Source organism: Scandinavium sp., assembly GCF_036271055.1.
Classification (GTDB): domain Bacteria; phylum Pseudomonadota; class Gammaproteobacteria; order Enterobacterales; family Enterobacteriaceae; genus Scandinavium.
On sequence record NZ_DATBBJ010000078.1, the window covers coordinates 74,333 to 96,747 of the forward strand.

Annotated in this window: 22 protein-coding genes and 1 other annotated feature; of the genes, 10 read left to right on the plus strand and 12 right to left on the minus strand. The window is 53.2% G+C overall.

All coding sequences use genetic code 11. The features are described 5' to 3' along the window. Positions 1 to 77 precede the first annotated feature (77 nt). The 5 genes from recR to VH187_RS16975 form a co-directional block, all read right to left on the minus strand. Positions 78 to 683 carry a recombination mediator RecR gene (recR, locus tag VH187_RS16955; RefSeq protein WP_329702631.1) on the minus strand — a complete coding sequence of 202 codons (606 nt, stop codon included), beginning with the start codon at positions 681 to 683 and terminating at the stop codon, positions 78 to 80. Next, on the minus strand, positions 683 to 1,015 hold the full coding sequence (locus VH187_RS16960) for a YbaB/EbfC family nucleoid-associated protein (protein WP_110511710.1): 333 nt from the start codon (positions 1,013 to 1,015) through the stop codon (positions 683 to 685). The genes recR and VH187_RS16960 overlap by 1 nt, the downstream gene beginning before the upstream one ends. A 55-nt stretch (positions 1,016 to 1,070) precedes the next feature. Next, on the minus strand, positions 1,071 to 3,008 hold the full coding sequence (gene dnaX, locus VH187_RS16965) for a DNA polymerase III subunit gamma/tau (RefSeq protein WP_329702632.1): 1,938 nt from the start codon (positions 3,006 to 3,008) through the stop codon (positions 1,071 to 1,073). Next, positions 1,677 to 1,741, minus strand: a sequence feature (DnaX frameshifting element). Its footprint overlaps the gene before it by 65 nt. A gap of 89 nt (positions 3,009 to 3,097) precedes the next feature. Next, positions 3,098 to 3,649, minus strand: a complete 552-nt coding sequence (gene apt, locus VH187_RS16970; RefSeq protein ID WP_329702633.1) for an adenine phosphoribosyltransferase — start codon at positions 3,647 to 3,649, stop codon at positions 3,098 to 3,100. Between the two features lie 154 nt (positions 3,650 to 3,803). Then, entirely contained in the window at positions 3,804 to 4,178 is a 375-nt protein-coding gene (locus VH187_RS16975) for a DUF454 family protein (RefSeq protein WP_329702634.1), read from the minus strand. A gap of 68 nt (positions 4,179 to 4,246) precedes the next feature. Between VH187_RS16975 and priC the strand changes: the two genes are divergently transcribed. Further along, the gene (gene priC, locus VH187_RS16980) at positions 4,247 to 4,774 is read left to right on the plus strand and encodes a primosomal replication protein N'' (RefSeq protein ID WP_329702635.1); all 528 of its coding nucleotides are present in this window, start codon (positions 4,247 to 4,249) and stop codon (positions 4,772 to 4,774) included. A gap of 11 nt (positions 4,775 to 4,785) precedes the next feature. Further along, complete coding sequence (rsmS, locus tag VH187_RS16985; RefSeq protein WP_329702636.1) at positions 4,786 to 4,941, plus strand: pleiotropic regulatory protein RsmS; 156 nt, start codon at positions 4,786 to 4,788, stop codon at positions 4,939 to 4,941. Positions 4,942 to 4,983: 42 nt separating this feature from the next. Here rsmS and mscK read toward each other — a convergent pair whose 3' ends face one another. Both mscK and acrR read right to left on the minus strand, forming a co-directional pair. Next, positions 4,984 to 8,337, minus strand: coding sequence for a mechanosensitive channel MscK (gene mscK / locus VH187_RS16990; protein WP_329702637.1), 3,354 nt, complete (start codon positions 8,335 to 8,337; stop codon positions 4,984 to 4,986). Between the two features lie 125 nt (positions 8,338 to 8,462). Further along, a complete protein-coding gene (acrR, locus tag VH187_RS16995) occupies positions 8,463 to 9,107 on the minus strand; it encodes a multidrug efflux transporter transcriptional repressor AcrR (protein ID WP_329702638.1) in 645 nt (214 codons plus the stop codon). Positions 9,108 to 9,248: 141 nt separating this feature from the next. On the opposite strand from acrR, the gene acrA reads away from it, so the two are divergent. The 6 genes from acrA (at position 9,249) to VH187_RS17025 (ending at position 16,010) form a co-directional block, all read left to right on the plus strand. Next, positions 9,249 to 10,442, plus strand: a complete 1,194-nt coding sequence (gene acrA, locus VH187_RS17000) for a multidrug efflux RND transporter periplasmic adaptor subunit AcrA (RefSeq protein WP_329702639.1) — start codon at positions 9,249 to 9,251, stop codon at positions 10,440 to 10,442. Between the two features lie 22 nt (positions 10,443 to 10,464). Further along, positions 10,465 to 13,611, plus strand: a complete 3,147-nt coding sequence (gene acrB, locus VH187_RS17005) for a multidrug efflux RND transporter permease subunit AcrB (RefSeq protein ID WP_329702640.1) — start codon at positions 10,465 to 10,467, stop codon at positions 13,609 to 13,611. Between the two features lie 503 nt (positions 13,612 to 14,114). Continuing rightward, a complete protein-coding gene (tomB, locus tag VH187_RS17010) occupies positions 14,115 to 14,489 on the plus strand; it encodes an Hha toxicity modulator TomB (protein ID WP_329702641.1) in 375 nt (124 codons plus the stop codon). 27 nt (positions 14,490 to 14,516) lie between these two features. Further along, positions 14,517 to 14,735, plus strand: coding sequence for an HHA domain-containing protein (locus VH187_RS17015; protein ID WP_329702642.1), 219 nt, complete (start codon positions 14,517 to 14,519; stop codon positions 14,733 to 14,735). 152 nt (positions 14,736 to 14,887) lie between these two features. Further along, a complete protein-coding gene (maa, locus tag VH187_RS17020; protein WP_329702643.1) occupies positions 14,888 to 15,442 on the plus strand; it encodes a maltose O-acetyltransferase in 555 nt (184 codons plus the stop codon). Positions 15,443 to 15,539: 97 nt separating this feature from the next. Beyond that, on the plus strand, positions 15,540 to 16,010 hold the full coding sequence (locus tag VH187_RS17025) for a YlaC family protein (RefSeq protein WP_329702644.1): 471 nt from the start codon (positions 15,540 to 15,542) through the stop codon (positions 16,008 to 16,010). On the opposite strand, the gene pdxR is transcribed toward VH187_RS17025, so the two are convergent. Continuing rightward, the gene (gene pdxR / locus VH187_RS17030; RefSeq protein WP_329702645.1) at positions 15,979 to 17,439 is read right to left on the minus strand and encodes a MocR-like pyridoxine biosynthesis transcription factor PdxR; all 1,461 of its coding nucleotides are present in this window, start codon (positions 17,437 to 17,439) and stop codon (positions 15,979 to 15,981) included. The genes VH187_RS17025 and pdxR overlap by 32 nt on opposite strands. 101 nt (positions 17,440 to 17,540) lie before the next feature. Here pdxR and VH187_RS17035 point away from each other — a divergent pair, with 101 nt between their 5' ends. Next, on the plus strand, positions 17,541 to 18,251 hold the full coding sequence (locus VH187_RS17035; RefSeq protein WP_329702646.1) for a GNAT family N-acetyltransferase: 711 nt from the start codon (positions 17,541 to 17,543) through the stop codon (positions 18,249 to 18,251). On the opposite strand, the gene ykgO is transcribed toward VH187_RS17035, so the two are convergent. The 3 genes from ykgO to VH187_RS17050 all read right to left on the minus strand — a co-directional run bounded on the left by ykgO (position 18,248) and on the right by VH187_RS17050 (position 20,161). Beyond that, positions 18,248 to 18,388, minus strand: coding sequence for a type B 50S ribosomal protein L36 (ykgO, locus tag VH187_RS17040; RefSeq protein ID WP_329702647.1), 141 nt, complete (start codon positions 18,386 to 18,388; stop codon positions 18,248 to 18,250). The genes VH187_RS17035 and ykgO overlap by 4 nt on opposite strands. 2 nt (positions 18,389 to 18,390) lie before the next feature. Next, entirely contained in the window at positions 18,391 to 18,651 is a 261-nt protein-coding gene (locus VH187_RS17045) for a type B 50S ribosomal protein L31 (RefSeq protein WP_329702648.1), read from the minus strand. A gap of 142 nt (positions 18,652 to 18,793) precedes the next feature. Next, complete coding sequence (locus tag VH187_RS17050; protein WP_329702649.1) at positions 18,794 to 20,161, minus strand: PTS transporter subunit EIIC; 1,368 nt, start codon at positions 20,159 to 20,161, stop codon at positions 18,794 to 18,796. Positions 20,162 to 20,437: 276 nt separating this feature from the next. On the opposite strand from VH187_RS17050, the gene VH187_RS17055 reads away from it, so the two are divergent. Further along, positions 20,438 to 21,637 carry an enolase C-terminal domain-like protein gene (locus tag VH187_RS17055; protein WP_329702650.1) on the plus strand — a complete coding sequence of 400 codons (1,200 nt, stop codon included), beginning with the start codon at positions 20,438 to 20,440 and terminating at the stop codon, positions 21,635 to 21,637. Here the strand turns inward: VH187_RS17055 and VH187_RS17060 are convergent, their stop codons facing one another. Continuing rightward, positions 21,638 to 22,354, minus strand: a complete 717-nt coding sequence (locus VH187_RS17060) for a GntR family transcriptional regulator (RefSeq protein WP_329702651.1) — start codon at positions 22,352 to 22,354, stop codon at positions 21,638 to 21,640. Positions 22,355 to 22,415: the final 61 nt, after the last annotated feature.

Consider the following 22,415-nt stretch of genomic DNA (forward strand, 5'->3'; position numbering starts at 1 on the left):
TGAATAAGCGATGAGGGGGAGATGGGGCTAAGGGAGGAACTTTTCAAGCGAGAGGACAAAAATGCCCTCTCGATTGGTTAAAAACGAATCTTGTGACGTCCAGCGAGTGAATGCGACAGCGTGGTGCCATCGACCATTTCGAGCTCACCACCCACTGGCACGCCGTGGGCGATGCGGCTGGCTTCAACGCCATATTGCCCGCACAGCTCGGCGATGTAGTTGGCGGTCGCTTCCCCTTCCACCGTCGGATTGGTGGCGAGGATCACTTCCTGCATCTTTTCGCTGCTCAAACGATGCTCAAGACGATCAAGGCCGATATCGTCCGGCCCGATGCCATCCAGCGGCGAAAGATGCCCCATCAGCACGAAATAGCGGCCGGAAAATTGCCCGGTTTGCTCAATGGCGTAGATGTCCGCTGGACTCTCCACCACGCAAATCTGACCGTTTTCCTGGCGACGCGGGTTCAAACAGATGTTGCACACGTCCTGCTCGGTGAACGTCCGGCAATCGGCACAGTGACCGATTTCGGACATCGCCCGAGTCAGGGCCTGCGCCAGGCGCATACCGCCGCTGCGATCGCGCTGCAGCAGGGTAAACGCCATCCGCTGCGCTGACTTCGGGCCAACGCCCGGCAGGCAGCGCAGCGCTTCCATTAACTGTGTTAACAGAGGGCTGGTCTGCATCAGAACGGCATCTTAAAGCCTGGTGGCAGCTGCATTCCTGAGGAAACACCGGCCATTTTCTCTTTCTGGGTTTCTTCGATGCGGCGCGCAGCGTCATTGAACGCAGCAGCCACCAAATCTTCCAGCATGTCTTTATCGTCTTCGAGCAGGCTCGGATCGATTTCAACGCGACGGCAGTTGTGCGCACCGTTAATGGTGACTTTCACCAGGCCCGCACCCGACTCACCGGTCACTTCCAGTTGAGCGATTTCTTCCTGCGCTTTCTGCATTTTTTCTTGCATCTGCTGGGCCTGTTTCATCAGGTTACCCAGACCGCCTTTTCCACCAAACATAGGCTTATCTCTCAGTCAGTCATGTTAAAAGTTAAACCGTAAGCCAGACTTACGATCAAATGGGTCGAATACTGTCTTCGTCCAGATCCGCATCGAAAAAACGGCGCAGAGTCTGAATGTTATTATCGGCAACGATCGCTTCGCGTGCTTGCGCGAGCTTCTCTTCATAAATGGCCTGACGCCACTCCAGCGGCGTACGCCCCGCCGGATTATCATCTTCAACGATGGTCAATTCAACCGGAGAACCGATGAATTCGCTGAGTGCGTCGGTCAGCGCTTTTAACGCCCCGCCGTTATTGAGGTGGCGCAGGGAAGGACGCAAATGCAGGCAAATGGCGCTGCCGTTCTGCTCTTTCCACGAATTGAGCGCGACCTGTTCTACCAGTTTAGGCAATTTTAGCTGGCTGACTTCCGCCGCCCAACTGTCGCGATCAATGGCTTCCACCGCGAGTTTCGCGGCAAGCTCTGGCGTTTTCTCATGCTCAAGCGCTTTCTTTAACGCTTTCGGCGTGGCGACCTCTTCTTTCACTTCTTCGACGATGGTCGTCGCTTTCCAGCGGTAAGCTTCTTTTTTCTGCGGACGCTGTTCTTCCGACGTCGGAGAAGCTGGACGCGATTGAATGCGTTCCGTCACCGAGGCCAGTCTCTCCAGCGCAGCACTGTTCACCGGCCGCGCGCGGGATGCGGCTGCCGGTTCATTCTTTTTTGCGTTGGGTGCTCCCTGAGCGCGCTGCAATTGATTCCGGGCCGCCAGCACCTGGCTGGTGGAATCCGGTAGCGATTCGTTTTGATACGCAGGCGGCGCTGAGGCGGCTTGCTGCTGCGGCACCTGCGTCGGCTGCATTACCGCAGTTGGCGCAACGGGCGCAAACGACTGAGGCTGTACTTCTGGTTCCGGCAACGGTTGACGAGGATGGAATGCCAGCGCGCGCAGCAGGGTCATTTCGATCCCCATCCGGCGATCCGGTGCATACGGCAGCTCTTTGCGGCCCATCAGCAGCGTCTGGTAATAAAGCTGAATATCAGCCGGTGGCACGGTTCGTGCCAGCTCGCGCATCCGGTGCTCTACAATCGCCATGTCACTGCCAAGCGCCGAGGGAGAGAGCTGAACCATCGCAATGCGATGCAGCAAACTTTGCATTTCGACCAGCAGCGCTTCCCACTCAATGCCACGCGAAGCAGCTTCGTGAATGAGTGCCATCACCTGCTCGCCATTGGCGGCAACCAGCGCTTCAATTAATGAGAGCGCCTGATCGTCGTCGAGCGTGCCGAGCATGGTGCTGACGGTCGCGGCGGTCAATTGTCCGTCACCGCTGGCAATCGCCTGATCGGTGAGACTCAACCCGTCACGCAGACTGCCATCGGCCGCACGGGCCAACAGTTGCAGCGCACGCGGTTCGGACGCAATCTTCTCTTCACTCAGAATATGTTCAAGCTGCTGACGGATCTGATCGACGTCGAGCGCTTTCAGATGGAACTGCAGGCAGCGGGAAAGGATGGTCACCGGCAGTTTCTGCGGATCGGTGGTCGCCAGCAGGAATTTAACGTGTGAAGGCGGCTCTTCCAGCGTTTTCAACAGCGCATTAAAGCTGTGACGCGAGAGCATGTGGACTTCATCGATCAGATAGACCTTGAAGCGGCCACGCGCCGGGGCGTACTGCACGTTGTCCAGCAGGTCGCGGGTATCTTCCACTTTGGTGCGTGAAGCGGCATCGATTTCGATTAAATCGACAAAACGCCCCTGCTCGATTTCACGGCAGTTGTCGCATACGCCGCACGGTGTGGCGGTGATACCGCTTTCGCAGTTCAGCCCTTTCGCCAACAGACGGGCGATAGAGGTTTTCCCGACGCCGCGAGTGCCGGAAAAAAGGTACGCGTGATGGATACGACCGGACGCCAGGCCGTTCGCCAGTGCGGTCAGCACATGTTCCTGGCCGACGACGTCAGCAAAGGTTTGTGGTCGCCATTTTCGGGCTAAGACCTGATAACTCATTGGCAGGCTCTGCAACGCTGGAAGGTGAAATACAGGAGGGTAATGCTAACATAGCCTCGCGAATACGGCGAGGCTATGTGGGGATTTGATCAGTGGCCCGGGAATGGCACCAGGCTGTAGCAGTTGATGCCCTGCTTTTCGAGGCGCTGCTCGCCGCCGATATCGAACAGATTGATGATGAACGCGGCGTCGGTGACTTCACCACCCAGACGGCGGATCAGTTTCACGGTCGCTTCGATGGTGCCGCCAGTGGCCAGCAGATCGTCCACTACCAGCACTTTATCACCCGGCTGGATCGCATCGATGTGGATTTCCAGCTGATCGGTGCCGTATTCCAGCTCATAGCTTTCAGCGATCGTTTCACGCGGCAGTTTGCGCGGCTTACGCACCGGCACAAAACCTACGCCCAGCGCCAGCGCCACCGGAGCACCAAACAGGAAGCCACGCGCCTCGGTTCCCACCACTTTGGTGATACCCATGTCTTTAAAACGCTCGGTCAGCAGTTCGATGCTGAGCGCGTAGGCTTTCGGGTCTTCCAGCAAACTGGTGACATCGCGGAAAAGAATGCCAGGTTTCGGATAGTCCTGGATGCTTTTGATGCTGTTTTTCAGAAATTCAAGCTGCTGTGCTGTTGCGGTCATAGGTGTATGCCTGATTAAGACGGTGTTACTCACAAGGCGCCTTGTTTGCGCTAAAAGTTACAGTTGTTTAACTTTTAACCCATGTGGCCCATGCTCGAAAACGCCAGAATGTACTGGCAGTCACGCATAAATGCAATAACCATTACCAGCATTATTATTTTTGTTGTTTTGCATCAACCACCGGAATGCGCCAAAGGAAAATCAGCAGGAAGGCGAGGATCGCCAGCAGCAAAAAACGCACCCAGATTATCTTCACCAGCCAAAGTGAAATGGCGAAGGTGACGAGCGTCACCACAATTGCACGTGATTTCGCGCCTGGTGGCATCGCTTTATATTGCTGCCAATGGCGCAGGTAGCCGCCAAACCAGGAGCGATACAGCAACCAGTCGTGAAAACGCGGCGACGACCGCGCGAAGCACCAGGCCGCCAATAAAATAAACGGCGTTGTCGGCAAGAGGGGTAAAAACACACCCAAGGTGCCTAACACTACCGCCAGCCAGCCAATGATGTTTAGAATAGTCCGTTTCATAGAGAGAAAATTAGTCAAAATGAACGGCAAATGTAGCACAGGCCACCGTCCTTACGAGGGAGAAATAAATGAAAACTGACCTGTTACTGCAATCGCTGGACGCACAGCTTGCGCGGCTTGAAGCCGACGTGGCCCCGATGGCGTTTCATGCCACGCTTGGCGCACGCTTCGATCGCCAGCTTTTTCGCACCCGGAGTTCATTTTTGCAGGCCTGCGTGGAAGAGGCGCGAGGAAATCTTAAGGCGCTGCATCAGGTCGTCGAAAAGCAGCAGTTTGAACAGGTGCAGTGGCTGGCGGAACATTTAGTGGCGCAGCTTGAAGCCATCGCCCGCGAAAGTGCGGCCTGGTCATTGCGTGGGTGGGATAACGGTTCGCCTGCCCTCACACGCTGGCAGCGTAAGAGACTCAAACATCAGGAGTATGAACGCCGCCTGCTGGAGATGACGCAACTGCGTCGCCAACAACTCGCCGAGGCCACAACCCTTGCTGACCAGCAACGGCTTTCCCGGGAAGTGGAGGCTTTTAGCGCACGTCTGGCACGCTGTCGCGGCGCGCTGGAGAATATCGAAAACGTACTGGCGCGCATGATGCGCTAACAGGAGAAGCTATGTCGCTGGAGAATGCCCCGGACGATGTCAAACTGGCGGTGGATTTGATTATGCTGCTGGAAGAACACGCCATCGCGCCGGAAACCGTGCTGAGCGCGCTGGAAATCGTGAAGAAAGATTTTGAGCGGAAGATTAGCGAAAAGTCGCAGAACTGACCTGCGACCCTCTCCCGGAAAGAGAGAGGGCTTAAGCCTGAATTAAATGCCGGATGGCGTCGGATCGTCGCCTTTCACTTCGCGCTTCACTTCCCGCACTTCGTCACCCTTTTCATTACGCAGGTGCACTTCCAGTTGGTTAAAGGCGATATTAATTCCGTTCTCACGACACAGTCGGTCGATGGTACGGTTCAACTCATCCACGGTGTAACTGCGGTCGCGCAGTTCACGCACATACAGACGCAGCTCATGGTTCAGCGTGCTCGGGCCAAAGGTGGTGAAGAACACCGACGGTTCCGGCTCGTGCATGACTTTCGGGTGTTCCATCGCCGCTTGCAGCAACACTGCTTTGACCTTATCCAGATCCGAACCATACGCCACGCCGAGGCTAATCACCACGCGAGTGATGGTATCGCTGAGTGACCAGTTGATCAGACGCTCGGTCACGAACGCTTTGTTCGGGATGATCACTTCTTTACGGTCAAAGTCGGTAATGGTGGTCGCACGGATACGGATCTTGCTGACCGACCCGGAGAACGTGCCAATAGTCACCGTATCGCCGATGCGCACCGGGCGCTCGAACAGGATAATCAGGCCAGAAACGAAGTTACCGAAAATTTCCTGTAAGCCGAAGCCCAGGCCGACCGACAATGCCGCCGCGAGCCACTGCAATTTATCCCACGATACGCCAAGCGAACCGAAGACGGTCATCGCCCCTGCGCCGATAATGACGTAGTTAAGGATCGTCGTGATGGCATAGGACGCGCCCTGACGCATGTTCAGGCGCGAGAGCACCAGAACTTCCAGCAACCCCGGTAAGTTTCGAATGAGCGCCCAGGCCACCGCAAATGCAATCAGCGCAAACAACAGACTGCCGAGCGTTACGTTACGCATCACTTCGGCACCGGCTTCGGTCGCGTTGTAGTGCCACAAAGTGATGCTATCGAGATAAGCAAAGACGGTAATTAAATCGGACCAGATGGCCCAGAACATTACGCCAAACGCCGCCACCATCACCAGCATAGTGATACGCAACGTTTGTTGGTTAACATCTTCCAGCGCGATGGTCGGTTCTTCCAGTGGCTCTGCGCCTTCCGCGCCCTCTTTCACCAGATGCTGACGACGTGCAAGCGCACGACGATAGGCGATACGGCGAGCCGCAACGCTCAGGCCGCGCAGCACCGTCTGGTAAATCAGGTTCCACAGAATGACCAGGTAGACCGTTTCAATCCAGCGTCCAGCCAGGCGCAGCGTGGTATAGAAATAACCTGTCGCCGTGAGCACCATCAGCGCCACGGGTACAATCGCCAGCGTGGTTATCGTCAGCAAACGCAGGCTATGCGATTCTTTGTCGCGCCAACTGTCGCGGCACATCGGCCAGACCAGCACGGTTATCAGCAGTAAATTGAGGAAAATGGCGAACTGACCCAGCACATCGTCCATTAAATGCAGCGGCGTGAGTTCGGCTTCCACCGACCAGAAATGCAGCGGCAACAGTGCCAGGCTAAGACGGACAATCTGTCGACGCCAATGGCTGGTCAACTGTGGCGGCATGTTGAAGTGCGTGACCGCGACGCCGTTTTTCTCCAGCACTTTCCAGCACACACCAAATATCAGCCAGAACAGCGCCAGTTTTTTACTGAATGCCCACAGCAGTTCACTGACATTAAGCTGCATTGTGAGCAGGATAAGCCCAGCGGCGAGGATCAGCATCACCACCGGCAACGCCCGCACCATATCAATGAGGATCGCTTTCGGCGTATGCAACTGGCTGTCATTGCGCAATTGACCGACTTCCGAACCCAATTTTTGCTGGTAATTGCGCAGCCATTTCAAACGCCAGCGAACCAGCCCGGCAATCAGCAGCAGCGGTAGCCCTGCCAGGAACGCGATAAACACCGCAGGCCAGGCTTTCTCCCAGTTTACGGTGAGTTTCATTTTGCCAAACTGTTCTTTCAACGCCGAAGGGAACGACTTCACCCAGTCCCAGTCCATTGGTTTGTTGCTGTTCACCCAGAAAATCTGCTGCGTGAGGATAGAACGCAGACTTTTTGACACGCTCATCAACTGCTGCTGGTTGACCTGCAGGTTGATAGCCATCATCAGTTGGTTGCCCAACTGTTTGTTCATTTGGTCCAGCAGTTCGCGGCGCATATCGACCACCTGGGTCAAGGCGTCGGTCACGTCGGCGTTCACATCAGCGTTGTGGCCCTCTTCCAGTTTCGCCACATAATCGTCGCTCTGGAACAGGGCATCGCGCTGCTGGTTCACTTCAAATTGTTCAAGACGCAGATCCGCGATGCGGTTGGTCATGTCTTCCAGCTCATCGGCTGACGGTAAGGTCTGCTGTTCCTGGTAAAGAATGCGCGACAGCAACAGGCTGCCTTTGAGCATCGAGATTTGTTCTTTGATATTGCGTTCGGATTGCAGCGCCCGGTCGAGCCAGGTTTTCACGCGGATATTTTGCTGCACCAGCTGGTTGCCACTTTCGGTGGCTTTTATCAGCCGTTCACTGAGCTGATGATTAACATCCAGCTCTTGTTTCACCAACGGATTAGCCTGAATACGCGCGGCATCATCTGGCGAAACGGCTTCTTGTGCGGTTTTCTCGGTCAGCGTCAGACGTTTGCTGTTCACCGCTTCCTGCAACAGCTGGAGCTGATGTTGCAGGCGATTACTGTTGGCGGTGACGTAATCACGCTGTTTCTGCAACGTATCCTGCAACACGGTATTCCCGGCGAGGCTTTTACGCTGTTGTTCAAGTTCGGCATTCAGCAACGCCTGTTGCACCAGCAGCATGGTTTGCTGTGTCGGACGCAGGGCATCTTCACCTATCGTGGTGCCGTTCAGGCGATTTCGAATTTGCTGAAGCTGCTGGGACGCGTTGTACATCGCATTTTGCACGCGCTCGGGCTGCGTTTGCAGTGACACCAGTTGGCTATTGTAGGTGGCGAGATCGTTTTGCGCGGCTTGTAGCTGGTCGAGCAAGTCACTCACCCGCGATTCCAGCTGGCGCATAGAGAGCTGATTCAGCGTCTTACGCGTTTCGTCGTCATTGTCCGCATCACCCAATGCGCTGAGGTTATCAGCCGCCTGACGCATTTTCGCCGGAGCCTGATCAATCTGCTGTTTAAGCTGCGCCGTTTCGTCCTTTAAGCGCTCGATTTTATCGAGCAGTTGCAGGGTGTCCGACAGATCTTGTTCGACGAGTTTATCCTGCGCCGTGAGATCTTTTTTCTTGGTCAGCGCGTTGAGCTGTTTTTGCACATCGGCACGATCGGGAAGATCGTTGCTGCTTTGCTCGCGCGCGTGGCTAAGGCCCGTGGCGGCAAAGAGAAGAACTAACGAAACAATGAGCGCGGAGAATGATTTCCGCCAGAAAGTAGTGTGCAGCATAGTGTCAGCATGAATGAGTTCAGGGCCGGAAACGCCGGGGGCAATTGCCGGCGAAGCATAGCATTTCTGCTCTTCGCCGAATAGCAGTCGGCGTTAGGAAATTTCTCAGTCTGTTTTACTGACCGTCACATTGCCTGGGTGCCTCGAAGCGTTGGGCAAAACTGGTACATTTCGAGCAGAATGGCCGCGAAGTCTCTGGCTTCATTTTTAAGATCAAAGGTGTCAGGCGAAAACAGCCAATTCTCAACAATGCCCGACACATAACTTCTCATCACAATCGCCGCACGACGGGTCAATAAATCCGCGGGTAATTGCCCGGCACGAATACATTCTCTTAATGCCTCTTCTACCCGGTCATAACTTTCAAGGCAGAGATCGTGTTGCGCCCTCTGGACGACGGCCATTTCGCCAACAAATTCACATTTATGGTAGATAATTTCCAGCATTAAACGCCGACGCTCATCGACCACTGTCGCTTCAAGAATATAGACTAGAATCTCCCTAAGAATAGAGAGTGGATCGTCAGGGAATTTTGCCCGATACTCAGACTCAAGACTGCTGATACTGGACTCCGAGATCTGCCAGATTTCGCTAAATAAATCTGATTTGTTCTTGAAATGCCAGTAGATTGCTCCACGAGTCACACCAGCCGCTTTTGCAATCTCGGCCAACGAGGTGGATGATACGCCCCGTTGAGAAAACAAGCGCAGTGCAACATCAAGAATCTGTTGCCGCGTTTCCAGTGCTTGTTGTTTGGTTTTTCGTGCCATAGGTTGGTGAATTTACACAGGTTAGATTTACATACATTTATGAATGTATGTACCATAGCACGACCATAATATAAAGCAGCAATGGGTTTGTGGACATTTGATCCATTGATCAATTTGAAATCGGACACTCGAGGTTTACATATGAACAAAAACAGAGGGTTAACGCCTCTGGCGGTCGTTCTGATGCTTTCAGGCAGCTTAGCGCTTACAGGATGTGATGATAAAAAGGCTCAACAGGGAGCGGCGCAGACGCCAGAAGTTGGTGTAGTAACGCTCAAATCTGAACCTCTTCAAATCACAACCGAACTCCCTGGTCGCACCAGTGCTTTCCGTATCGCAGAAGTTCGTCCTCAGGTGGGTGGCATTATCCTGAAACGCAACTTTACGGAAGGTGGTGAAATTCAGGCAGGGGTGTCCCTGTATCAGATTGATCCCGCAACCTATCAGGCCGCGTACGACAGTGCGAAAGGCGATCTGGCTAAAGCACAAGCTGCCGCCAAAATCGCGCAGGTGACGGTCAGCCGTTACCAGAAACTGGTGGGCACGCAGTACATCAGTAAACAGGATTACGACACCGCGCTTGCGGATGCTCAGCAAGCCAGCGCTTCCGTTCTGGCAGCAAAAGCAGCCGTTGAAACAGCGCGTATCAACCTGGCTTACACCAAAGTCACCTCACCTATCAGTGGCCGTATCGGCAAATCTTCCGTAACGGAAGGTGCTCTGGTGCAGACCGGTCAGGCCGATGCGCTGGCAACCGTTCAGCAGCTTGATCCGATTTACGTTGACGTGACCCAGTCCAGCAACGATTTCCTGCGTCTGAAACAAGAATTGGCTAGCGGCTCCCTGAAACAGGTCGACGGTAAAGCCAAAGTTGATCTTGTGACTCAGGACGGTATCACTTATTCGCAGAGCGGTACTCTGGAATTCTCCGACGTCACTGTTGATCAGACCACAGGCTCCATCACGCTGCGCGCGGTGTTCCCTAACCCTGACCACACTCTGCTGCCAGGCATGTTCGTGCGCGCGAAGCTGGAAGAAGGGATCAACCCTACCGCCCTGCTGGTTCCACAACAAGGCGTGACCCGTACGCCACGTGGCGATGCCAGTGCGATGGTGGTCGGTGAAGGCGATAAAGTCGAAGTTCGTCAGATCACTGCGGCTCAAGCGATTGGCGACAAATGGCTTGTGACCAAAGGTCTGAAAGATGGCGATCGCGTCATCATTACCGGTTTGCAAAAAGTCAGACCGGGCGCTCAGGTAAAAGCGCAGGAAGTCACTTCTGACAAAGAGCAACAAACGGCAGGTAATGCCGCGTCAGAACAGCCTAAGTCTTAACTTAAACAGGAGACGTTAAGACATGCCTAATTTCTTTATCGATCGCCCCATATTCGCATGGGTGATCGCCATCATTATCATGCTGGCTGGGGGACTTGCGATCCTCAAATTGCCGATAGCGCAATATCCAACGATTGCGCCGCCTGCGATTGCCATCACGGCCGTGTATCCGGGAGCGGATGCTGAGACCGTGCAGAACACCGTGACCCAGGTTATCGAACAGAACATGAACGGTATCGATCACCTGATGTACATGTCTTCAAACGGTGACTCCACGGGTACAGCAACCATTACCCTGACCTTCGAATCCGGTACTGATCCCGATATCGCGCAGGTTCAGGTGCAGAACAAACTGCAGCTGGCGATGCCGCTTCTGCCGCAGGAAGTTCAGCAGCAGGGTGTGAGCGTGGAGAAAGCGTCCAGCAGCTTCCTGATGGTTGTCGGTGTTATCAACACCAACGGCACTATGACTCAGGACGATATCTCCGACTACGTTGCTGCCAACATGAAAGACCCGATCAGCCGTACTTCCGGCGTCGGTGACGTTCAACTGTTTGGTTCTCAGTACGCGATGCGTATCTGGATGGACCCGAACAAACTGAATAACTTCCAGTTGACGCCAGTAGATGTAATCAGCGCACTGAAAGCACAAAACGCCCAGGTGGCAGCCGGTCAGTTAGGCGGCACGCCACCCGTGAAAGGCCAGCAGTTGAACGCCTCGATTGTGGCGCAGACCCGTCTGACCAGCGTCGACGAGTTCAGCAAAATCCTGCTGAAAGTGAACCCGGACGGTTCGCAGGTTCGCCTGCGTGATGTAGCGAAAGTCGAACTCGGCGGTGAGAACTATGACGTTATCGCCAAGTTCAACGGTCAGCCTGCATCGGGTCTGGGGATCAAACTGGCGACCGGTGCGAACGCGCTGAATACCGCCGATGCGATCCGTGCTGAACTGAAACGTATGGAACCGTTCTTCCCGTCAGGGATGAAAATTGTTTACCCATACGACACCACCCCGTTCGTGAAAATCTCGATTCATGAAGTGGTGAAAACGCTGGTTGAAGCGATCATCCTCGTGTTCCTCGTGATGTATCTGTTCTTGCAGAACTTCCGCGCGACACTGATCCCAACCATCGCCGTACCGGTCGTATTGTTGGGTACTTTTGCTGTGCTTTCCGCCTTCGGCTACTCGATAAACACCCTGACGATGTTCGGGATGGTGCTCGCCATCGGCTTGCTGGTGGATGATGCCATCGTGGTGGTCGAAAACGTCGAGCGTGTGATGGCCGAGGAAGGGTTACCGCCGAAAGAAGCGACCCGTAAATCAATGGGCCAGATCCAGGGCGCGTTGGTCGGTATCGCGATGGTGCTGTCAGCGGTATTCATTCCGATGGCCTTCTTTGGCGGTTCGACGGGTGCGATTTATCGCCAGTTCTCCATCACTATCGTTTCGGCGATGGCGCTGTCGGTTCTCGTGGCGTTGATCCTGACGCCTGCGCTTTGTGCCACCATGCTGAAGCCGATTCAGAAAGGCGGCCACGGCGAGCATAAAGGCTTCTTCGGCTGGTTTAACCGCATGTTCGATAAGAGCACGCATCATTACACCGACAGCGTAGGCAATATTCTGCGCAGCACCGGTCGTTATCTGCTGCTCTATATCATCATCGTGGTGGGCATGGCTTACCTGTTTGTTCGTCTGCCAAGTTCCTTCTTGCCCGATGAAGACCAGGGCGTTTTCCTGACCATGGCGCAGTTACCAGCAGGTGCGACGCAAGAACGTACGCAGAAAGTGCTTGATGAGGTGACCGATTATTACCTCAACAAAGAGAAAGCTAACGTTGAGTCTGTTTTTGCGGTTAACGGCTTCGGCTTCGCCGGTCGTGGTCAGAACACCGGTATTGCGTTCGTTTCTCTGAAAGACTGGAGCGAGCGTCCAGGTGATGAGAACAAAGTTGAAGCCATTACCGGTCGTGCGATGGGACGCTTCTCGCAGATTAAAGATGCGATGGTGTTCGCCTTCAACCTGCCTGCGATCGTTGAACTGGGTACGGCTACCGGCTTCGACTTCCAGTTGATTGACCAGGCGGGCCTCGGCCACGAAAAACTGACTCAGGCGCGTAACCAGTTGTTTGGCGAAATCGCAAAACATCCTGACATGCTGGTCGGCGTGCGTCCTAACGGCCTGGAAGATACCCCGCAGTTTAAGGTCGATATCGATCAGGAAAAAGCACAAGCGCTGGGCGTGTCGATTAGCGACATTAACACCACGCTGGGTGCGGCCTGGGGCGGGAGCTACGTTAACGACTTCGTTGACCGTGGACGCGTTAAGAAAGTTTATCTAATGTCTGAAGCGAAATACCGCATGCTGCCGGATGATATTGGCAACTGGTATGTTCGTGGCAGTAACGGGCAAATGGTGCCGTTCTCCGCCTTCTCCACTTCGCGTTGGGAATACGGTTCACCGCGTCTGGAGCGTTACAACGGTCTACCATCGATGGAAATCCTTGGACAGGCTGCACCGGGTAAGAGTACCGGTGAAGCGATGCTGCTGATGGAAGATTTGGCGAGCAAACTGCCGACCGGTGTGGGCTACGACTGGACCGGTATGTCCTATCAGGAACGTCTGTCCGGTAACCAGGCCCCTGCCCTGTACGCGATTTCACTGATTGTGGTGTTCTTGTGTCTGGCGGCGTTGTATGAGAGCTGGTCGATTCCGTTCTCGGTCATGCTGGTGGTTCCGCTGGGGGTTGTGGGCGCATTGTTAGCTGCGACCTTACGCGGCCTGACCAATGACGTGTACTTCCAGGTGGGCCTGCTGACAACCATTGGCTTGTCGGCGAAGAACGCGATACTTATCGTGGAATTCGCCAAAGACCTGATGGAGAAAGAAGGCAAAGGCCTGATTGAATCCACGCTGGAAGCCGTCCGTATGCGTCTGCGTCCGATTCTGATGACTTCTCTGGCGTTTATCCTCGGGGTAATGCCGCTGGTTATCAGTACCGGTGCTGGCTCCGGTGCGCAGAACGCCGTAGGTACGGGCGTAATGGGCGGGATGGTCACCGCGACCGTTCTGGCTATCTTCTTCGTTCCGGTGTTCTTCGTGGTCGTTCGTCGCCGTTTCAGTAAGAAGACGGAAGATGTCGAACATTCGCATCCGGTAGAACGTCATTAATTAGTCTTACGTAGTAACGAAAAGGGTCGCATTAGCGGCCCTTCTTTTTTGCCCCTAAAAATTAATCGCATCTATTGCACATCAGTTTATTTTTCTCGGACAAAACTCAGGGATATAATCTTAATATTGCGGCATTTTCCGAAGGCAATATGCGATGGTTCCCGTCTTTAGTAAGACAGCCACTTAAGACTAGTCTTAGTTTACCAGACCCATACGAAAGTCATTTTTGTACTGCTGAAGATTCTGTCAACATAACCTAATGAAAAGTAAGCCTGTCTCTGCTTATTTAACCAGAGTTATATTAAAACGCAGGCTTTTGAATGTTTGGATGTCGGTACACTGCTGAACTTATTAAAGGTAATTGTAATTTTTCGTAATAGCGCGGTGAAATCTTTTTCAGAGTAGATTATAGTTACTGCATCAGGTTCACTGCGTATGTTCCGGGTCAGACAGTTGTATCCATCCCACACGGTGTTTGTTGGTATATCATAAGGGGATGCGTTATGGACGAATACTCGCCAAAAAGACATGATCTCGTACAGCTTAAATTTCTCTGTGAAACGTTGTATCATGACTGTCTCGCTAACCTTGAAGAAAACCGATCAGGCTGGGTCAATGACCCCACGTCTGAACTCAATCTTCAACTCAATGAACTGATCGAACATATTGCTACCTTCGCACTTAATTACAAAATTAAGTATAACGAAGACAATAAATTGATCGCGCAAATTGATGAATATCTGGACGATACTTTTATGTTGTTCAGTAACTATGGCATTAACGCAGAAGATCTGCAGAAATGGCGCAAGTCTGGAAACAGACTCTTCCGCTGCTTCGTCACGCTAAGCCGGACGAACCCTGTCAGTCTCTCTTGTTGAGATTATTACAAACAAAAAGGTGAAGTTATGTCAGATAACCCTTTAACAAAAACTGATTATTTGATGCGACTACGACGTTGTCAGACGCTGGATACATTAGAACGTGTTATTGAAAAAAATAAATATGAACTTTCAGATAATGAACTGGCTGTTTTTTACTCAGCAGCGGATCATCGTCTGGCCGAACTGACGATGAATAAGCTTTACGATAAGATCCCATCGTCTGTGTGGAAATTTATACGTTAATCATTACTGAATTCTGGTTCTTCCCCCCTTCGCCTTCTTTACTGACAACAGTACAGATTACAATGTGATACTTATCACACACTGAGACAGGGAACGTTCCCAACTGATTTCACACTCGTATATTGTGATTCTCTCGCTAAAAGGAGAACCACATGAGTGAAGAAAAACGCAAAATGATCGCCGGAGAGCTTTATCGTCCGGGTGATACGACCCTCCGAGCCGACCGTTTACGCGCCAGAACACTGCTGCATAGCTACAATCACTCCTCCCCCGAGGAGAAGCCCCTGCGCACCCGCTTGCTGGGCGAACTGCTCGGTCGCGCCGAAGATGCGTATATTGAGCCCACATTCCGCTGTGATTACGGATACAACATCTTCCTCGGCAAAAATTTCTACGCTAATTTCGACTGCGTGATGCTCGACGGTTGCCCCATTCATATTGGCGACAACTGCATGCTGGCACCCGGCGTCCATATCTATACCGCAACACACCCACTTGATGCCGAAGCACGCAATAGCGGCGCGGAATACGGCAAACCCGTGACAATTGGTAATAGCGTGTGGATTGGTGGGCGCGCCATCATTAATCCCGGCGTGACAATTGGCGATAACGTGGTCATCGCTTCAGGCGCGGTGGTGGTGAAAGATGTTCCAGCCAATGCTGTTGTTGGCGGCAATCCGGCGAAGATAATCAAAATGCTCGCATGACTGTTATGCTTTTCTGTAGCCAAACTGTTACTTTTCGCCTGCACGGACGCAACATAAAATAGAACATCACCCGATTCAGGCATAACAGAAGGCGCAGATGACCGAAATACAGCGACTGCTTACCCGCACCATTGACGAGTTGAACAGCGTAGAAAAGCGCGACAACCGTCCGCGCTTTAGCATCAGTTTTATTCGCCGCTTCCCAGGTCTCGTTTTCGCCATGTATCTGGGCTTCTTCGCGACGTGGGTCGTGATGTACCGTTCCGAAACGCTGGCAGATTCCCAATGGCTTTTGGTCGTCCTGTTCATCGTACTTAACGGCTTTTTCTTTTTCGATGTCGCACCGCGCTATCGCTACGAGGATATCGATGTCCTCGATTTTCGCGTCTGCTACAACGGGGAATGGTACAACACCCGTTTTGTGCCGAACGGGTTAATCGACACTATCCTGCAATCGCCCCGCGTTGCGGAGCCGCAGAAAAGCCAGCTGCAAAAAATGGTGGCAACCAAAGGCGAGCTGTCGTTCTATGATATCTTCACGCTTGCTCGCGCCGAGTCTGCACAATAAGCCGATTAAGCGTTCGTATCCCGGCGATAAACCGGGAAGCAGAAGTATTTCCGTACCCCAGTACCAGACCGGTTTCGCCCTGAGAAGGGTCAAGGTAAAAATGGCTTAACGCCGCCGGAGCCAACTGGCACTGACGCGCCAGATCCACTACTTTTCCGTCATCGATACCCGCTATTTTCACCGTGATATGCATTCCCCCTTCCCCGGCTGAAATGCTGTGAGGCAGCGTCAACTCCTGCTGTAAAGCCGCTCGCAGCTGAGCCTGTCGTTTGCGGTATAAACGACGCATCGACGCCAAATGTCGCGCGTAATGCCCCTCTTCAATGAAATGCGCCAACGCGCGCTGCTCTGCACGATGCCCGCCGCGCAGCAGGGAATGAATCGCTGGCTGTACCGCTTTCGCCAATGCTTTGGGCATTACCATGAAACCGATACGCAGCGACGGGAACAGTGTTTTACTGAATGTACCGAGGTAAACGACTGGCGCGTTCGGCACCATGCCTAACATCGCCGGGATAGGTTCCCCGCTATAGCGAAACTCACTGTCGTAATCGTCTTCAATAATCCACGCATCATGCGAGCGCGCGAATTCCAGCCAGGCTAAACGCCGGGCGGCGCTCATCAGATTACCAAGCGGATACTGATGCGAAGGGGACGTAAAAATAAGACGTGGCGTCGAGGTGGGCGATGCGGGGAAATACATGCCTTCATCATCGACGGGTAATCCCTGGAGCGTCAATCCCGCAGAGATAAACGCACTCCGGGCGCCAAAGTAGCCGGGATCTTCCAGCCACGCTAACTGCCCTCTTTCACTGAGTAACTGGGTGCAGAGATTCATCCCTTCACGCGCGCCTTCGGTGATCACCACCTGACTGGCATCGCAATCAATCCCGCGCGAAATCGCCAGATGACGAGCGATCGCTCTGCGTAATGATTCCTCCCCCGCAGAATCACCGTAACCCAACAATGCGCTGCCCTCTTCCCGCAAGACGCGATCCAGCAAGCGTCGCCACAGCGGCAGTGGGAAATAGTTTACCGCAGGCGTACCCGGTGTAAAAGCCAATACGGGCGAATCGCGACGCGTGGCTGGCGGCAGTTCGCCCAGATGTAGCGGCAGAGAAAACGCGAGCGGAGCGTGTGTTTCTGCGATCGAGGAATGCGGGAGCGTCGCCACTTGCGATCCCAACCGATCACGCAGCAGATAGCCTTCTGTTGCCAGTTGATCCAGCGCGGCATTGATGGTGTTACGCGATAACAGCAGTTGCTGCGCGATAGTTCGCGACCCAGGCAAGCGGCTCTGCGGCTGTAATTGCCCGTTCAGAATCGCGTTACGTAGCGCGTGATAAAGCGTGCGCTGTAATGTCTCGCCGTCGCGTTGTTGCACAGCCCGCGCCAGCAACCCATAAAATGCATCGTCAGGAATATTCATCGCCTCTCCTTGTGGTACCACCAGAAGATACGCCAGTGGTTCTTTTTAGGGAACCATCAAATCCTTATTCTGCGGTTGCATGTTCATAAAGGAGAGTCAGTATGAGTCAGAATAATCAGTTTGGTCAGCCGGTTGGCGATGCCCTTCCGGACTGGCAACCGCGCCCGCATCCACGTCGCGAAACGCTTGAGGGCCGCCTGTGCCGTCTTGAACCACTTAATGAAAAACACGCCGGAGCGCTGTTTGCTGCTTATCAGTTGGCAGAAGATACTCGCGCCTGGACGTGGCTTTTGCGTGAACCGGATAACGATGTGGAGAGTTACACCGCGTGGGTGAAAAGCATCGTGGCGCTACAGGATCCTATCCATTTTACCGTTATCGACAAACAGAGCGGGCAACCGGTGGGTACGCTGGCACTGATGCGCATCGACAGTAAAAACGGCGTGATCGAAGTGGGGCATGTGCATTTTTCACCATTGTTAAGCCGCACGGCAATGGCTACCGAAGCGCAGTGGCTGCTGATGCGCTACGCGTTCGATACGCTTGGGTATCGTCGCTACGAATGGAAATGCAATAGCCACAATGAGCCTTCTCGCCGCGCGGCGCTACGCATGGGCTTTCAGTACGAAGGGTGTTTTCGTCAGGCGTTAGTGATTAAAGGTCATAATCGTGACACACACTGGTTTTCAATCATCGACCAGGAGTGGCCGGAAGTAGACAAGGCAATGCAGAAATGGCTTGCCGCCGATAATTTTGATACCGACGGCAAGCAGCGGACGTCCCTGGAAAGTTGGCGACAGCCAAAAAATTAACGTCTTTTCTTACGCCCCTGCACGGCTTTAAAGCGGGGGTTTGTTTTGCAAATGACGTACAGCCGCCCTTTACGTTTCACTATCTGGCAATCCGCGTGGCGCTGTTTCGCGCTTTTGAGTGAATTCAGAACCTGCATCGTTAGCTCCGTTTCGCGTCAATAAAACCGCCGAAGCGCTGGCGGAAGCGCGCCATACTGCCTTCGTTCGAATACGTTTTTTGCTTCCCGGTATAGAACGGATGCGATTTGGACGACACATCCAGCGGGATATACGAGAAGTTTTCCCCTTCCAGCTCAATTTCCCGTTCGGTTTGAATAGTCGAGCCGACTTTGAAATATTCGTTGGCGCTGGTGTCATGGAACACCACGGTGCGGTAATGCGGGTGGATATTGGTTTTCATGATGAACCTCAATTGTTATATTATAACATAACAACAAGATACACCGAGGTTGGATCAATATCAACCCTGTACCGTTCATGGTTATTTTTCACGCAATAAAAAAGGCGACCATCGTCGCCCTTCTCGTTACAGCATCACAGCGTTAACGCTGTTCACGCCCCACTAAAAAAGTGGTTAGCGTAAACGACAACACTAACGCCATCGCCACACCTGACAGCGCAAACACAAAGTACGGGCCGATGTACGCAGGCAAACTGAAGATACTCGACAGAATGTAGCCATACAGGCGCACGCCAAAGAAAGCGATGAATGCCGAGGCCAGGGAACTGGCAATCGTCGCCGCAATAAACGCTTTCTTATAGCGCGTCAGTACGCCAAACAGCGCCGGTTCTGTGATCCCCAATAAGGCCGAAACCGCCGCCGACAGCGTCACTGTGCGTTCTTGTCGGTCTTTGCTCAGACGCCAGATAGCAAAGGTTGCTCCGGCAATCGCCATGTTTGCCATAAACATCATCGGCATCAGCATGTCGTAACCGCGATCGCTGAAATTTTGCAGCGCAATCGGGGTCATTGCATGATGCATCCCGGTGAGGATCGCCACAGGACGGATCGCGCCGACCACAAGTCCTGCAAAACTCGCCGATACACCGAACAACCCTTCAATGCCATACGCCAGCGCTTTGCCCAACCAAATACCAATCGGGCCGATCACCACCAGCGCCGCCAGTGCGCCAATAAACAGCGTCAGCGTTGGGGTGAACACCGTTTTCAGCACGTCGGGCATGAAGCTGTCGACCCATTTGTGGATATATTTCAGCGCCAGTACCGAGAAAATCACCGGAATAACGCTGGAAGCATAGTTAAACACTGGAACCGGAATAGCGTTCATCAGCCACAGCGCGGAAGCGGCATCAGGCTGATGTGTCGCCAGCGCTTTCGCGGCCTCGATTAACGTTGGATACATCAGACAGGCCGCCACCGCAGCTGCCAGATACTCATTGGTTTTAAAGATTTTTGCCGCAGATACCGCAAGGAAAAAAGGCAGGAAATAGAACACGCCACTGGCGATCAGGTCGATAATCATCACTGTGTCGCTTTTGGTCGACACCACATTCAGCGCGATTAAACCGGCCAGCAATCCTTTGATCATCCCTGCCCCGGCAATCGCCGGCACAATGGGACCAAACACGCCGGACACGGTATCCATAAACAGCGACACCAGGCTTTTACGCCCTTTGCTGTTTACCGCAGTCGACTCGTCACGCTGACCGAGCGCTTCCTGCATTTGCTCATACCAGCCGTTGACCTTCGGCCCAATGATTATCTGGAACTGATCGCTTTGTAATTGCGCACCCAGCACGCCGGGCAGCTTTCTGATTTCGACTTGTTCAATTTTGCTATCATCAATCAAATCAAAGCGTAAGCGGGTCATGCAGTGCCAGACTTTATTGATATTACCTTGTCCACCCACCAGTTGGATGATCCGGGCGATGGCGTCTCGCGTCCCCATAGTGACTCCTGCGACTCTTCTTGTTTTGGTTATCCGGATGGTAATAAAGCCCGGCATACAAAACAAACCAATAAAACTTGAAGCCTCTCACACTTCTCAATAACAAAAGCCATCAATCTGCCACATAGTAATAATTGGTCTGGTTTTTAATTCAATTAACCACCAATTTCAGACCAAAATATTTATTCAAAAAAAGGGTTTACCGCATGCCAAAAATAGAGCGAAGATAAATCATCAATCGTCTTCTTTTCCGTCTTAAACAGGGAGCCTTTTTCCGTGGAACCGACGTTTATTACCGCAATAGACTGCTTCATCACCCGCCCGGATCGCCATAATCTGGTGACGGTACGCGTAACCACCGACAAAGGCATTATCGGCCTTGGCTGCGCCACATTTCAGCAGCGCCCACTGGCGGTCAAAACCCTCGTCGATGAATATCTTCGTCCGCTGCTAATGGGCCGCGATGCCAATCATATTGAAGATCTCTGGCAGATGATGAACGTCAACGCTTACTGGCGTAACGGCCCGGCGATGAACAACGCCATCGCAGGCATCGATATGGCGCTATGGGATATCAAAGCGAAACTGGCAAACATGCCGCTGTATCAGTTATTCGGCGGTAAATCTCGCGACGCGATTGCCGCGTATACCCACGCTAGCGGCGAAACACTCGAAGAACTGTACCGCGCGGTGGATGCGCTCCTGGAAAAAGGGTATCGCCACATTCGTTGCCAGCTTGGTTTCTATGGCGGCACGCCAACCGACTTGCATGCGCCGGAAAACCCTTCGGTTGGCGCGTGGTTCGATCAGGATCAGTACATGCGCAATACGGTGGAGATGTTCCGCGCGCTGCGTGAACGCTACGGCCACCGTTTCCACATTCTGCATGACGTGCATGAACGTTTGTTCCCGCAGCAAGCGGTGCAACTGGCGAAACAACTGGAACCGTATCAGCCCTATTTCATCGAAGACATTTTGCCGCCGCAGCAGACCCCGTGGCTGACGCAAATTCGCCAGCAAAGCAGCGTGCCACTGGCGCTTGGCGAGCTGTTTAACAATCCGGCGGAATGGCACGACTTAATCGTTAATCGTCAGATAGATTTTATTCGCTGCCACGTGTCGCAAATCGGAGGCATCACACCGGCACTGAAATTAGCGGTACTGTGTCAGGCGTTTGGTGTACGTCTGGCCTGGCACGGCCCCGGCGACATGACCCCGATTGGCGTAGCGGTGAACACCCATCTCAATATTCATCTGCACAACGCGGCAATTCAGGAGTTTATTCCTCGTTCCGCCACCACAGATGCAGTCTTCCCTGGCGCGCCAGAAGTGAAGGCGGGATACATCTATCCGCCACAGGCGGTCGGCATTGGGGTTGGCTTCAATGAGGAATTGGCAACTCAGCATCCGGTGGTCTATCGCCCGCACGAATGGACGCAAAGCCGGTTACCGGACGGCACCCTTCACACGCCATAGTCAGCCGGGTTGCTGACGGAAAGCAAGATTGTCGCGGTTGTGGGGAATAACGTAAGTGCAGGTGTAGTTGATGTCAATAATGTCACTGATTTCATACACCTGCCCGCCCGCTAAAATGCCACGGTTGTTGATGTGCATCGCCGGACTCCCCTTTTTGCAGCCCAATAATTCGGCCTGTTCACGGCTGATAGTGACCGCCCGGTAGGTCGTGAGCATGTGCGAAATCTCAAAACCCTTTTGCAGGACATATTGCTGTAATGATCGCTCGATAACCTGCTGGCTAAGGTCAGCGAATGCCGCCGAAGGCATGCGTGACACCTCGATTTGCACGGGATTGTCGTCCACATAGCGCAGACGGCAAAACTGCCAGATAAAGTCATCATCCGTTAGCCCGAATATCTGTTGCTCCTCGCGATTCGGGCGTTTTTTATGCAGGCTAATCATCCGGTAACGCATCTGATCGAAACGCTTTTCGGTTATCGAGTTGTAGACCAGAGGATTGTTCCGCGCCTGTTCATTAATCCAGCAGCCCGATCCCTGGACAATTCTGACGACACCGATACTCGCCAGTTTTTCCAGCGCCTGTCGGACGGTAAATCGCGAAACGCCGTATTCTTCCGCTAGTTGTCGCTCAGGAGGAAGTTTGCGTGGGCCGCCATCGCCCTGCTGATAAATTTTACTGAGCAGATCCTGCGTGACGAACTCATTTTTCTTCATCGGCGTGTCCCTGATTATTCCTTTGAAAAAAGACAGTTAACCTTATCATTGCATATAATTG